At 74.4% G+C, this 12,683-nt stretch carries 15 protein-coding genes; 7 read left to right on the top strand and 8 right to left on the bottom strand.

The genetic code is table 11. From position 1 onward, the window contains the following. Positions 1 to 93: 93 nt before the first annotated feature. On the bottom strand, positions 94 to 393 hold the full coding sequence (locus tag HB370_RS09670; RefSeq protein ID WP_030781465.1) for a hypothetical protein: 300 nt from the start codon (positions 391 to 393) through the stop codon (positions 94 to 96). An 82-nt stretch (positions 394 to 475) separates the two neighbouring features. Between HB370_RS09670 and HB370_RS09665 the strand changes: the two genes are divergently transcribed. Both HB370_RS09665 and HB370_RS09660 read left to right on the top strand, forming a co-directional pair. After that, on the top strand, positions 476 to 1,426 hold the full coding sequence (locus HB370_RS09665) for an NADP-dependent oxidoreductase (RefSeq protein ID WP_030781463.1): 951 nt from the start codon (positions 476 to 478) through the stop codon (positions 1,424 to 1,426). 143 nt (positions 1,427 to 1,569) lie between these two features. After that, positions 1,570 to 2,736 (top strand): esterase-like activity of phytase family protein, encoded by a 1,167-nt coding sequence (locus HB370_RS09660; RefSeq protein WP_037701457.1) that lies wholly within the window; start codon positions 1,570 to 1,572, stop codon positions 2,734 to 2,736. Between the two features lie 36 nt (positions 2,737 to 2,772). Here the strand turns inward: HB370_RS09660 and HB370_RS09655 are convergent, their stop codons facing one another. The 4 genes from HB370_RS09655 to HB370_RS09640 all read right to left on the bottom strand — a co-directional run bounded on the left by HB370_RS09655 (position 2,773) and on the right by HB370_RS09640 (position 4,986). Next, positions 2,773 to 3,102 (bottom strand): DUF202 domain-containing protein, encoded by a 330-nt coding sequence (locus HB370_RS09655; protein WP_030781460.1) that lies wholly within the window; start codon positions 3,100 to 3,102, stop codon positions 2,773 to 2,775. Then, a complete protein-coding gene (locus HB370_RS09650; RefSeq protein WP_030608433.1) occupies positions 3,099 to 3,491 on the bottom strand; it encodes a DUF202 domain-containing protein in 393 nt (130 codons plus the stop codon). Before HB370_RS09650 ends, HB370_RS09655 begins: the two co-directional genes overlap by 4 nt. Positions 3,492 to 3,512: 21 nt before the next feature. Then, complete coding sequence (locus tag HB370_RS09645; protein ID WP_030781457.1) at positions 3,513 to 4,028, bottom strand: NUDIX domain-containing protein; 516 nt, start codon at positions 4,026 to 4,028, stop codon at positions 3,513 to 3,515. A 61-nt stretch (positions 4,029 to 4,089) separates the two neighbouring features. Beyond that, entirely contained in the window at positions 4,090 to 4,986 is an 897-nt protein-coding gene (locus HB370_RS09640) for a DMT family transporter (protein WP_037701453.1), read from the bottom strand. Positions 4,987 to 5,383: 397 nt separating this feature from the next. Between HB370_RS09640 and HB370_RS09635 the strand changes: the two genes are divergently transcribed. Then, positions 5,384 to 6,361, top strand: coding sequence for a hypothetical protein (locus tag HB370_RS09635; protein ID WP_167512956.1), 978 nt, complete (start codon positions 5,384 to 5,386; stop codon positions 6,359 to 6,361). A gap of 91 nt (positions 6,362 to 6,452) precedes the next feature. On the opposite strand, the gene HB370_RS09630 is transcribed toward HB370_RS09635, so the two are convergent. Beyond that, a complete protein-coding gene (locus HB370_RS09630; RefSeq protein ID WP_030781449.1) occupies positions 6,453 to 7,850 on the bottom strand; it encodes a gluconate:H+ symporter in 1,398 nt (465 codons plus the stop codon). A 36-nt stretch (positions 7,851 to 7,886) separates the two neighbouring features. Continuing rightward, complete coding sequence (locus HB370_RS09625) at positions 7,887 to 8,414, bottom strand: gluconokinase (RefSeq protein WP_030781446.1); 528 nt, start codon at positions 8,412 to 8,414, stop codon at positions 7,887 to 7,889. Between the two features lie 140 nt (positions 8,415 to 8,554). On the opposite strand from HB370_RS09625, the gene HB370_RS09620 reads away from it, so the two are divergent. Beyond that, positions 8,555 to 9,256 carry a FadR/GntR family transcriptional regulator gene (locus tag HB370_RS09620; RefSeq protein ID WP_030781444.1) on the top strand — a complete coding sequence of 234 codons (702 nt, stop codon included), beginning with the start codon at positions 8,555 to 8,557 and terminating at the stop codon, positions 9,254 to 9,256. A gap of 23 nt (positions 9,257 to 9,279) precedes the next feature. Here the strand turns inward: HB370_RS09620 and HB370_RS09615 are convergent, their stop codons facing one another. After that, entirely contained in the window at positions 9,280 to 9,666 is a 387-nt protein-coding gene (locus HB370_RS09615) for a YchJ family protein (protein WP_030781441.1), read from the bottom strand. A gap of 92 nt (positions 9,667 to 9,758) precedes the next feature. Between HB370_RS09615 and HB370_RS09610 the strand changes: the two genes are divergently transcribed. The 3 genes from HB370_RS09610 to HB370_RS09600 all read left to right on the top strand — a co-directional run bounded on the left by HB370_RS09610 (position 9,759) and on the right by HB370_RS09600 (position 12,672). Next, positions 9,759 to 10,070 carry a dsRBD fold-containing protein gene (locus HB370_RS09610; protein ID WP_030781438.1) on the top strand — a complete coding sequence of 104 codons (312 nt, stop codon included), beginning with the start codon at positions 9,759 to 9,761 and terminating at the stop codon, positions 10,068 to 10,070. A gap of 16 nt (positions 10,071 to 10,086) precedes the next feature. Continuing rightward, complete coding sequence (locus HB370_RS09605) at positions 10,087 to 11,391, top strand: phosphoribosyltransferase family protein (protein WP_030781434.1); 1,305 nt, start codon at positions 10,087 to 10,089, stop codon at positions 11,389 to 11,391. A 165-nt stretch (positions 11,392 to 11,556) separates the two neighbouring features. Further along, positions 11,557 to 12,672 (top strand): CapA family protein, encoded by a 1,116-nt coding sequence (locus HB370_RS09600; RefSeq protein ID WP_030781431.1) that lies wholly within the window; start codon positions 11,557 to 11,559, stop codon positions 12,670 to 12,672. Positions 12,673 to 12,683 lie beyond the last annotated feature (11 nt).

Raw genomic sequence — 12,683 nt, 5'->3', positions numbered from 1 at the left:
CGGTATGCCGTCCAGTGCGGGAGCGAAGATCGCGCCGAACGTGACACGGCCCACGATAGGCCCGCGGCCCCGGCGGACTTGGGCCCGTGTGTGTCAGTGGTCGTCCCAGTGGTCCCCGTGCTCGGCGTGCCGATGGCCGCCGTGCAGGTAGTCGACGTGGTCGCCGTGCGGCACCTGGGCGTGCCCGCACTCCTCGTGGTGCACGTGCGCGTGGTCCCGGTGGACCGAGTGCCCGGCCGGCTCGCACTCGTCCCAGTGGCCCGCGTGTTCCCGGTGCAGATGCCCGTCGTGCACGTAGTCCACATGATCGCCGTGCGGCACCGCGCAGTGCCCGCAGTCCGGCCCGTGCCGGTGCGTCCCGTGGGCGGTGTGCTCGTGGTGGAGGGTGGTCATGGCGCTCACCTCCGGGGTGCGGGGTGCCGGCGACGGGGCGTCCCGGTTGCGTGCCGCCCGGGTACCCCGGAGGGTCGAGGACATGAAGGGCATCAGCTACCGCCGCTACGGCGGACCCGAGGTGCTGGAGTACGGCGAGCTGCGGGACCCCAAGGTGGGTCCCGACCAGGTGCTGGTCGAGGTGCGCGCGGCGGCCGTCAACCCGGTCGACTGGAAGTGCCGCGAGGGCCACCTGGACGCGGTGCTGGACGCCGTCTTCCCGGTGGTCCCCGGCTGGGACGTCAGCGGGGTGGTCGTCCGCCCCGGTGCCGCCGTCACCGAGTTCTCCCCCGGGGACGAGGTCATCGGCTACGTCCGCGAGGACTTCCTCTCCCGGGGCACCTGCGCCGAGTACGTGGCCGCGCCGGTGCGCACCCTGGCCCGCAAGCCGCGCACCCTGTCCTTCGAGGAGGCCGCCGGACTCCCGCTGGCCGGCCTCACCGCCTACCAGGTGCTGGTCAAGGCCCTCCAGGTCAAGCGGGGCGAGACCGTCCTGGTGCACGCGGCGGCCGGCGGCGTCGGCTCGCTCGCCGTCCAGATCGCCGCCCACCTCGGCGCCCGCGTCCTCGGCACGGCCGGCGCGGCCAACCACGACTACGTCCGCACCCTGGGCGGCGAACCCGTGGCCTACGGCGAGGGACTGGCGGAACGGGTGCGCGGACTCGCCCCCGAGGGGGTGGACGCGATCTTCGACACCGTCGGCGGCGACACGCTGACGGTCTCCGCGGGCCTCCTCGCCCCGGAGGGCCGGCTGGCCTCGATCACCGACCCGGAGGTGCGCGAGTACGGCGGCCGGTACGTCTTCGTCCGCCCGGACGCCGACGACCTGGCGCGCCTGTCGGAATGGGCGGACCAGGGCGTCCTCTCCGTCCACGTCCAGCGGACCTTCCCGCTGGAGCGCACGGCGGACGCCCACCGGCTGAACCAGGAGGGCCACACCCGCGGCAAGATCGTGGTGACCGTGGACCGGGAGGCCGGGGAGGGCCGCGCGTAGGGCGTTCACCACACGGCGGTAACCGCCGTGCGAAAACTGCAGAGTTGAGCGGAAAGTTCGCCCCGTCGCAGGCGCCGGCGTGACCGACGTTCACACGAACGGGTAACTGCGCCGGGAGCGTGCGCCGGTCCAAGATCGACCCCATGCGAACTTCCTTGATCCGCCGCGCGTGCGTCGTGGCGCTCATGATGGTCACGACGATGACGCCCGCGGCGGCGGCCCGGCCCGCCGGTGACACCAAGGCACCCGGGACCGGCGGGCACGCGCGGTTGCTGGGGGAGCGGATCATTCCCCACAAACTCGCCTTCCGCGGCACCACCGTCGGCGGACTGTCCGGCATCGACCGCAACCCCTGCACGGGCGAGTACGTCATGATCAGCGACGACCGCTCGGTGCTCCAGCCCGCCCGCTTCTACACCGCCAGGATCGCCGTGGACGGCACCGGCGTGCGCTCCGTCGACTTCACCGGTACGCACCCGCTGCGGCAGCCGGACGGCTCGGTCCACCCGCCGGCGAGCGCCCGCGACGGCAAGGCCGTGGACCCGGAGGAGCTGCGGGTCGACCCGCGGAGCTGCCGGTACTGGTGGTCCCAGGAGGGCGACCGGCCCTCGTCGGCGGCCGATCCGCTGATCCAGCAGTCCGTCCGGATCGCCGGCTCCACGGGCGCCTACCGCGGCGAGTTCCGGCTGCCGGCCGACTACCGGTACACGCGTCAGGACCGGGGGCCCCGGCGGAACAAGGGGGTGGAGGCCATCACGTTCGGCTCCCGGGGCGCCACGTTCACCAGCGCCCTGGAGGGCCCGCTGATCCAGGACGGCCCGGAACCCGACCTGCGGCACGGCGCCCTGGTCCGGGTGACCCGGCAGAACCGCGACGGCGCGGTGCTCCGGCAGTTCGCCTACCCGCTGGAGAAGATCTTCGCCGCGTCCGACCCGTCCAGCCCCTGGGCCCCGGACACCGGCGTGCCCGCGATCCTCGCCTTCCCCGACGACCCCGACCGCTACCTGGTCCTCGAACGCACCTGGGTGGCCGGTGCCGGTTACCGGATCCGTGTCTTCGACGCCACCACGCGCGGCGCCACCGACGTGCGGCACATGTCCTCCCTGGCCGGCCGGGCGGTCGTGCCGATGCGCAAGAAGCTGGTCGCCGACTTCCACGACCTCGGGCTGAGCACCGTCGTCAACACCGAGGGCCTGACCTGGGGACCCAGGCTGCGAAGCGGCGAACGGACCCTGCTCCTGGTCAGCGACGACAACTTCGCCGAGGACGAGGCCACCCAGTTCGTCGCACTCGCCTTCCGCGACCGCTGACGGGGGAGAGACACCGGCGCCTTCCCGCCCGCGGGGCTACTGGAGCACCAGCACCACCGCGCACACCGCCAGCGCGCCGGCGCACAGCACCGCCGCCGTCGCCTGGCGGGGGGCGAGCACCGGCGGGCGGGGGGTCGTGGTCAGGGCACGGACCCGGGAGTGGGCGATCCCGAGGAGGGCCAGCCACAGCGCGCAGCACACCGCGCCCGCCAGGACGCCGGCCGCCGACGGCCCCCCGTGCAGAGCGGCCTTCAGGGCCAGCACGGTGGCCACGGCGGCCGACAGCGTCGTACGCCGCCAGGCCAGCCGGGTGCGCTCCGGCTGCAGCCCGGGGTCCCGGCCCGTGCCCTCCGCGCCGGCCGTCAACCCTCCCACCCCACCAGCACGACCACGACCATCGCGACGGCCACCACCGCCACGACCAGGCTCAGCAGCACCGGGAACCGGGAGGCGGGCAGGTCCTCGCCGCGCCGCATCGCCCGCTCGCAGCGCACCCAGTGGTTCACCGCCCGCAGGGAGCACAGCACCCCGGCCGCGAGCAGCGCGAGCGCCAGACCGACCCGCCAGGCCCAGCGCAGATCGGGCAGGAACTGGTCCACCGCGAACCCGCCGCCGATCAGCGCCAGCGCGGTGCGCAGCCAGGCGAGGAAGGTGCGCTCGTTCGCCAGCGAGAACCGGTAGTCGGGCGTGCCGCCCTCCTCCCGCACCCGCTCCGGCGCGAACCACAGCCGGATGTTCCGTACGAAGTCGCTCACCCGGCCGACCCTACCGGGCGGTCACCCTCCGGCCCGGAACGCACGCAGCCGCTCGTAGGCCGCCAGCCCGTCCGGCACCCACTCCCAGGTGCCGAGCCGCCGCTCGACCTCCTCCTCGGGCAGGAAGGCGTGCCACTGCACCTCCTCGGGCTGCGGGCGCACGGGCAGGTCGCAGCGCACCTCGTACACCGCCGACCACCAGCTGTTCCCGGCGCCGTCGTCGTAGAGGAACTTGAACAGGAGGGTGGGCCGCGGCAGTCCGCTCACGCCCAGCTCCTCCTCGGCCTCGCGCAGCGCCGCGTCGTCGTAGGACTCGCCCGCGCCGACGACACCGCCGACGAACATGTCGTACAGGGAGGGGAACACCAGCTTGGTCGCCGTGCGCCGGTGCACGAAGAGCCGGCCGGCCGCGTCCCGGGCCTGGACGAACACACAGCGGTGGCGCAGTCCGAGGGCGTACGCCTCGCCGCGCGGGCGCCGGTCGACGACGCGGTCGTGCTCGTCGACGATGTCGAGGATCTCGTCAGCAGGATTCATGCCCGTCATCCAAGCAGGGCCCGACCGGGCAGGGCCGTACGGTGCGGGGCCGGGCATCCGGTCAGCGGCGCTGGAGGTCCGGCGTGCCCCGCTCCGTCTCGCCCGCGCCGCACGGCATCGCCGGGTGCAGCCCGAGCAGCACGATGCCCCCCACCACGGCCGCGAGCCCGGCCGCCTCTCCCGCCAGCGCCCCGGTGTCGGTGCGCAGCCGGTCCCCGAGGAAGCCCACCCCGCACAGGATCCCGGCGAGCGGCTCGGCCGCGGTCAGCGCGGGCAGCGACATGCGCAGCGGCGCCGTCTCGAACGCGCTCTGCACCAGCACCAGCCCGGTGACCCCGCAGGCGACCACGCCGTACGGCTGCCAGCCGGTGAGCAGTCCGGTCAGGCCGCCGTCGGAGAAGCGGGTGCCGCTCACCCGGGTCAGCGCGTCCTGGACGCCGTAGAGCAGTCCGGCCGCGAGTGCCAGCAGCACCGGGCCGCCGCTCAGCCGGGAGCGCTTGGCGTATGTCGTCATCAGCAGGGCCGCGCCCACGACCGCGCCGATGATCAGCCAGTGCCGCAGCGGATCGGTGACGGCCGTGCCGGCGCGCGGTTCGCCCGCCAGGATGAACGCGCTCACCCCGCCCGCGAGCAGCAGCAGCCCGGCCCAGCCCTGACGGCCGAGCGGCTGTCCGGTCTGGTGCCGGGAGAGGGCGAGGGCGAACAGCAGGTTGGTCGCGAGCAGCGGCTCCACGAGCGAGATCTCGCCCTTGCCGAGGGCGATGGCGCCCAGCACCATGCCGGCCACCATCAGCGCGAGGCCGCCCAGCCAGCGCGGGATCCGCATCAGGTCCAGCAGCAGCCGGAAGGAGAGGAAGTCGCCGAGCGGCGCCTTCTGCGCCGCGTTCTGCTGGAGGACGAATCCGAAGCCGAGGCAGCAGGCCGCGCTCACGGCGAGAAGCAGTACCAGAACGGACACGCTGTGTACCTCGATCATCCGGCCGGACCACGGGCGTGCAGTGGCCGACTGTAGCGCTACCGGAACGGCAATGCCCCGGAAGTACCCGGAACCGGGCGGTTGCGGCCATGGTCCGCAACCCGGGCGCGGCGCGCCATGGCGTGCGCCACATCCGCAACCGCCGAACCCGGGGCGGACGGCCCGCGACGGCGGGACGGGGCGGGCATGGCATACGCCACAGGAATGTCCCCGCGTTCACACCCGCGACGGGCCCCACCTGCGCCGCGAGAGCCCAAGTACCCCTCCGTACAGGGAAGTTGAAAGGATGAACAGCCTTGTTCCGCTTGACGCGACCCTTGGCGGGGGGTTTGCTGTGCGTGATCGGTCGATGGCAGCCCGAGAAACAGGAAGCCCCGCGGTGCCCCCTTCCCCGCCCCTGCTCGGCACGCGCCGGGCCGCAACGGACCCGTCCGACGCCCCCGCCCCCGGCGCCCGGGACGCCTTCGACGCCGCCCTCGACGACGCCGAACTGCGCACCGCCCGCGCGGCGCTGGCCCAGGGCCGGCGGCAGGCCGCCCGCTCCCTGCTGGTGCACACCGGCGACGACTGGGACCGCCGCGGCCACCGCCTCACCGTCCTCGCCCAGGACCCCCGCGCCACCGCGTGGGCCGGCGACTGGCTGGCCGCCGAGCCCGGCTCCGCCGACGCCGCCACCCTGCTGGCCCTCGCCCTCGTCCACCGTGCCGTACGCGGCGCGGAGGACCCCGGCCGGGCCCGCGACTCCTGCGCCACGGCCGCCGCCCTCGCCCCGGCCGACCCCACGCCCTGGCTCGGCCTGCTCCTGCTCGCCCGCGCCTTCGGCCCCGAGAGCGCCCTGCTCGGCGCCTTCACCGAGCTGAGCCGCCGCCACCCCGAGCACCACCACGCCCACCACCTGCTGATCGCCTGCCTCGCCGAACGGCCCGGATGCGGCCGCGCCGAGACCCACGAGGTGTACGACGCCGCCGAACTGGCCGCCGCCGAGGCCCCCGCCGACTCCCCGCTGGCCGTGCTGCCGGTGGTCGCCTACGCCGAGCGGTACCGGGTCCTCGCCGCCACCGGGCTGGGCCCCGCCGACCCGGCCGCCTCCCGGCACTGGTCCGGCCCCCGGGCCCGGCGCGTGCTGGGCGCCTGCTTCGACTGGTGGCTGGAGTGGGAGCACGACGAACACCCGCGCCGCCTGATCGACCTCAACCACCTGGCGTTCGCCCTGTCCTGCGCCGGCCGCCCGGCCGAGGCCGCGGCCCTGTTCCAGCGCATCGGCGACCACGCCACCCCGGAGCCCTGGGCCTACGCCCACCGCGACCCGCTGGCGGCCTTCCACGCGGCCCGCGCCCGCGCGCTCGGGCACGGTTGACGGCGCCCGGAAAGGCGGAACCGGCCCGTCCGGCCGAGGGGAAGCCCTCGGCCGGACGGGCCGGCCTGCCGTGGCGCCGGTTGCCGCGGCCCTAGACGATCAGGGACAGCAGCAGCACCAGGCCGCCCGCGACCACCGAGATGATCGTCTCCATCAGCGACCAGGTCTTGACGGTCTGCCCGACCTTCAGCCCGAAGTACTCCTTCACCAGCCAGAAACCGGCGTCGTTGACATGGCTGAAGAAGAGGGAACCCGCGCCGATGGCGAGGACCAGCAGGGCCGAGTGGGTGGTCGACATGTCGGCCGCGAGCGGTGCCACCAGGCCGGCCGCCGAGACCGTCGCCACCGTCGCCGAACCGGTCGCCAGCCGGATCGCCACCGCGATCAGCCAGGCCAGCAGCAGCGCCGGGATCGACCAGTCCTTGGAGATGTCCAGGATCATCTGGCCCACGCCGGAGTCGATCAGCGTCTGCTTGAAGCCGCCGCCCGCGCCGACGATCAGCAGGATGCCGGCGATGGGCATGAGGCCCTTTTCCACGGTCTGCTGGAGCCGGTCCCGGGTGAACCCGGCGGGCCGGCCCAGCGTGAAGAAGCCGACGATCACGGCGGCGAGCAGGGCGATCAGCGGGGAGCCGACGACGTCGAAGACGCGCTGGGTGTGGTTCGCGGGATCGTCGACGACGATGTCCACCAGCGCCTTGGCCAGCATCAGCACCACCGGCAGCAGCACGGTGGCGAGCGTCGGGCCGAAGCCCGGACGGCGCTCGAGCTGCTCCGAGGCGCGCTGCGGCAGCATGCGGTCGGGGGCGGGCACGTCCACCCAGCGGGCCGCGAGCTTGGAGAACAGCGGCCCGGCGATGATCACGGTCGGGATGGCGACCACGATGCCGAGGGCCAGGGTCACACCCAGGTTGGCCTTGACCGCGTCGATGGCGACCAGCGGGCCGGGGTGCGGCGGGATCAGACCGTGCATCACGGACAGACCGGCCAGCGCCGGGATGCCGATGCGCATCAGGGAGTAGTTGCCGCGCTTGGCGACCATCAGCACGACCGGGATCAGCAGCACGATGCCGACCTCGAAGAACAGGGGCAGGCCGACCACGGAGGCGATCAGCACCATCGCCCACGGCATGGCCCGCCCGCCGGCCTTGGCCAGGATCGTGTCGACGATCTGGTCCGCGCCACCGGAGTCGGCGAGCAGCTTGCCCAGGATCGCCCCGAGCGCGATCAGGACGCCCACGCCGGCCACCGTCGAGCCGAGCCCGCTGGTGAAGCTGGTGATGGCCTTGTCGAGCGGCGCCCCGGCGACCGCCCCGAGCGCCAGCGACCCGATGGTCAGCGCCAGGAAGGCATGGAGCTTGAACTTGGTGATGAGCAGGACGATGACGGCGATGCCCACCAGGACGGCGATGCCCAGCTGGGCGTGCCCGGCGGAGGTGATCGGCGGAGGGGCGTCCGCTGCCAGCATCTCGACGCTGAGTCTGGTCACGGGGGTTCCTTGCGGTTACGGGGGATTTCGGGGGCGCTAGTGAGAGCTGCCCGCGGTGTCGGGAAGCGCCGCGAGGGCCTGCACGGCCCGCTCGGTGATCTCCTCGGGGCCGCCGCTGACGTCCACGGCGACTCCCGCCTCGTCCGGCTGGAGCGGCTGGAGCGTGGCGAACTGGGAGTCCAGCAGCGCGGTCGGCATGAAGTGGCCCTGGCGCTGGGACATCCGTTCCTCGATCAGCCGGCGGTCGCCCGTCAGGTGGAGGAACACGATCCCGGGCGCCACGGCCCGCAGCCGGTCGCGGTAGACCCGCTTCAGCGCGGAGCTGCTGACCACTCCGCCCAGTCCGGCCCTGCCGTGCGCCCAGTGCCCGATGGCGTCCAGCCACGGCCAGCGGTCGGCGTCGTCGAGCGGGATCCCGGCCGACATCTTGTCGATGTTGGCCTGCGGGTGGAAGTCGTCGCCCTCGGCGTACGGGACGCCCAGCCGCGCGGCGAGCAAGGGACCGATGGTGGTCTTGCCCGTCCCCGCGACGCCCATCACGACGACGACCTGGGGGGTTCGCATTACTGCCTCGCTGTCTTCCTCGACATCCGACGCCACTGCGGCGTCGCCACACTGAAACCCATTAGGTACGACGAATTCAAGAGAGTGTGATGTATAAGTCTGACTTTTTATGGCTGTGATCCACGCCGTACGCTGAGTGCATGAGCACACGGGGCCGGGGGCTGCACGGCCATGTACTGGACACCCTCGGCCCCGCGATCACGTCCGGCGAGTACCCGCCGGGCAGCGTTCTGCGGACCGACGAGCTGGCACAGCACTTCGAGGTGTCCCGCTCGGTGATGCGCGAGGCGGTCCGCGTGCTGGAGTCCATGCACCTGGTCGAGTCCCGCCGCCGGGTGGGCGTCACGGTGCGCCCCAAGGCCGAGTGGAACGTCTACGACCCGCAGGTCATCCGCTGGCGGCTGGCCGGCGCCGACCGCCCGCACCAGCTGCGCTCGCTCACCGTGCTGCGCTCCGCCGTCGAACCCGTCGCGGCGGGCCTGGCCGCCCAGCACGCCACGGCCGAGCAGTGCGCCGAACTCACCCGCTGCGCCCTCGGCATGGTGGCCAACTCACGCGGCCACCGGCTCGAGGAGTACCTGTTCCACGACGTGTCCTTCCACCGGGTCATCCTCAACGCCTCCGGCAACGAGATGTTCGCCCGCCTCGGCGATGTCGTCGCGGAGGTGCTGTCCGGCCGCACCCGGCACGAGGTCATGTTCGAGGACCCCGACCCGGCCGCCGTCACCCTGCACGTGCGGCTCGCCGAGGCGGTCCGGGCCCGGGACGCGGTCCGCGCCGAGGAACTGACCCGGGAGATCACCGCGGGCGCCCTCCAGGAACTGGACATCCTGGCCCCCTGAGCGCCGGCGCGTCGTGGGTCCGACTAGTCCTGCGGGAACTCCCCGTCCACGTACACCCACGCGCCGGCCACCCGCTCGAACCGGCTCCGCTCGCGCAGCGCGCCGCCCCGGTAGGAGGCGCGGAACTCCACCGTGCCCGTGGTGTGGAACGCCGACCCGTCGGCCGTGTCCAGGATCTCGAGCCCCGTCCACTTCATCCCCGGGTCGAGGTCCAGCCGCTCCGGCCGGGTCCGCGGATGCCAGGTGCGCAGCAGATACGCCGTGTCCCCCTTCACGAACGCGCTGTACCGCGAGCGCATCAGCAGCTCCGCGGTCGGCGCGACGGCCCGCCCCGCGTGGAAGCGGCCGCAGCAGGCGTCGTACGACTGGGGGAGCCCGCAGGGGCAGGTGCGCGAGGTCATGGCGCCCATTGTGCCCGGGGCAGGGGAGGCGCCCGGCAGGGGCCGGGTGCACAGTGGAAGAGCCGGACCGCACACCGGCACACAGGGAGGTGAGGTCGAGGATGACCGGACCCGTGAGCAGCCGGCCTCCCGCCGTCAAGGAATGGCGGCTGAACGTCTACCTGTCCGAGCACGATCCGGACACCACGGCCCGGATCGTCCTGGACACCGGGGACAACGTCCTGGAGAGCCACGCCGGGGCCCGCCGCAGCCCCAGCGACCGGGCGATGCCCGAGATCGGCGACGAACTGGCCGCCGGGCGCGCCCTGATCGCCATGGGCCGCATGCTGCTGCGCGCCGCCGACGGCGACATGAAGGCCACCGGAGCGGCCGACACGGACGGCCCGGCGCCGCTCTGGCTGCCCCGCGAGTGAAGGAAGGAGTGCCGCCGTGCGTTTCGCGAACCGTCCGGAAGCCGGCCGGCTGCTGGGGCAGCGTCTGGAGTACCTCAGGGGCCAGGACGTGGTGGTGCTCGGACTGTCCCGGGGCGGCGTACCGGTCGCCGCGGCCGTCGCCGAGGCGCTCGACGCGCCCCTGGACGTCCTCCTGGTACGCAAACTCGGCGTGCCCTACCAACCCGAGCTGGGCATGGGGGCGATCGGCGAGGACGGCGTCCGCGTGATCAACCAGGAAGTGCTGCGCACCACCGGCGTCGGCCCGGACGACCTCGCGGCGGTCGAGTACCGAGAACGCCGCGTCCTCGCCGAACGTGGCGCGCGCTACCGGGGCGCCACCACCCCGGCCCCGGTCGCCGGCCGGACCGCCGTCGTGGTGGACGACGGCGTCGCCACCGGCTCCACCGCCCGGGTCGCCTGCCGCGTCGCCCGCGCCCGGGGCGCGGCCCGCATCGTGCTGGCCGTCCCGGTCGCCCCCCGCGACTTCACCCGCCGCCTCGGCGAGGACGCCGACGACCTGGTGTGCCTGCACACCCCCTGGGACTTCGCCGCCGTCGGCCAGTTCTACACCGACTTCACCCAGGTCGAGGACGAGGAGGTCACCGCCTGCCTGCGGCGCGCCGCCGAGCGCCACCGGCACACCGCGGGCGCCGCGTCCGGCGCCCGGGAGGTCACCGTGACCGCCGGAGCCGTCCGGCTCGGCGGACGGCTCACCGTGCCCGACGGCGCCACCGGCATCGTCGTCTTCGCCCACGGCAGCGGCAGCAGCCGGCACAGCCCGCGCAACCGGTTCGTCGCCGAAGGACTGCACCGCGCCGGGCTCGGCACCCTGCTGTTCGACCTGCTCACCGACGCGGAGGAGGCCGACCGGGGCAACGTCTTCGACATCGCGCTGCTGGCCGGCCGGCTGCTGGACGCCACCGCCTGGCTGCGCGAGGAACCCGACACCGAGGGGCTCGCCATCGGCTACTTCGGCGCCAGCACCGGTGCCGCGGCCGCCCTGTGGGCCGCCGCCGACCCCGCCGCGCGGCCCGCCGCCGTCGTCTCCCGCGGCGGCCGGCCCGACCTCGCCGGGGCCCGGCTGCCCGAGGTGACGGCACCCACCCTGCTCATCGTCGGCGGCGCCGACCCGATGGTGCTCGACCTCAACCGGGACGCGCAGGCCCGGCTGCGCTGCGAGAACCGGCTGGCGGTCGTCCCCCGCGCCACCCACCTCTTCGAGGAGCCCGGCACCCTGGAGCGGGTCACCGAGCTGGCGTGCGCCTGGTTCACCGACCACATGGCACCCGCGCACGTGTAGGCGGAGACCATGTTGGCGGGCTGTGCCCGGAGGCCGGGTGGCGCCCATGTCGGAGGGCTGGGCGGGGCCGTGCCCGGGGGGCAGGTGGCGCCTGTGCCGGACGGCTGGGCGGAGGCCATGCCCGGGCGTGAGGAGGCGACCGTGCCGGAGGGTCGGGCAGGGACCATGCCCGAGGGGCCCGTCACCCTGTTCCTGGCCGGGGACGTCATGCTCGGCCGGGGCATCGACCAGATCCTCGCGCACCCGGCCGACCCGGCCCTGCGGGAGGACCACGTCCACGACGCCCGGGACTACATCGCCCTGGCCGAGGCCGTGAACGGCCCGGTGCCCCGGCCCGTGGACCCCGCCTGGCCCTGGGGCGAGGCCCTGCCCGTCCTGGAGCGCGCCGCGCCCGACGCCCGGGTGATCAACCTGGAGACGGCCGTCACCTCCGACGGCGACTTCGCCCCCGGCAAGGCCGTCCACTACCGGATGCACCCGGCCAACCTGCCCTGCCTCGCCGCCGCCCGCCCCGACGTCTGCGTCCTCGCCAACAACCACGTCCTCGACTTCGGCCCCGCCGGCCTCGCCGACACCCTGGACTCCCTCGCCGCCGCCGGACTGCGCACCGCCGGCGCCGGCCCCGACGCGACCGCCGCGTGGCGGCCCGCGGCCGTCCCGCTGCGCACCGGCGGACGCCTCCTGGTCCTCGCCTTCGGCATGCCCTCCAGCGGCATCCCGCACGGCTGGGCCGCCACCGCCGAACGCCCCGGCGTCGCCCTCGCCGCCGGGCCGACCACGGCCGCCGCCCTGGACTTCGCCGACCGCCTGCGGCAGTACCGCCGGCCCGGGGACATCGTCGTCGCCTCCGTCCACTGGGGGCCCAACTGGGGCTACACCGTCACCCGCGACGAGGTCCGCTTCGCCCACGCCCTCGTCGACGCGGGCGCCGACATCGTCCACGGCCACTCCTCGCACCACCCGCGCCCGCCGGAGATCTACCGGGACCGGCTCGTCCTGTACGGCTGCGGCGACCTCGTCGACGACTACGAGGGCATCGGCGGCTACGAGAGCTACCGCGACGACCTGCGGCTGCTGTACCTGGTGTCGGCCGAGCCCGGCACCGGCCGGCTGACCGGGGCGCGACTGGTGCCGCTGCGGGCCCGCCGGATGCGCCTGGAGCACGCGAGCGCCGCCGACACCGCCTGGCTGCGCGACGTCCTGGACACCCACGCCCGCCGCCACGCCACCCGCGTCGACCACGGACCCGACGGCACGCTCACGGTACGGCCCCTGCACTGAGACCGGCCGCG

This window comes from Streptomyces sp. DSM 40868 (assembly GCF_011820545.1).
Taxonomy (GTDB): domain Bacteria; phylum Actinomycetota; class Actinomycetes; order Streptomycetales; family Streptomycetaceae; genus Streptomyces; species Streptomyces eurythermus.
Note: the sequence above shows the minus strand (reverse complement) of the source record. Positions and strands in the feature narration are given on the sequence as shown.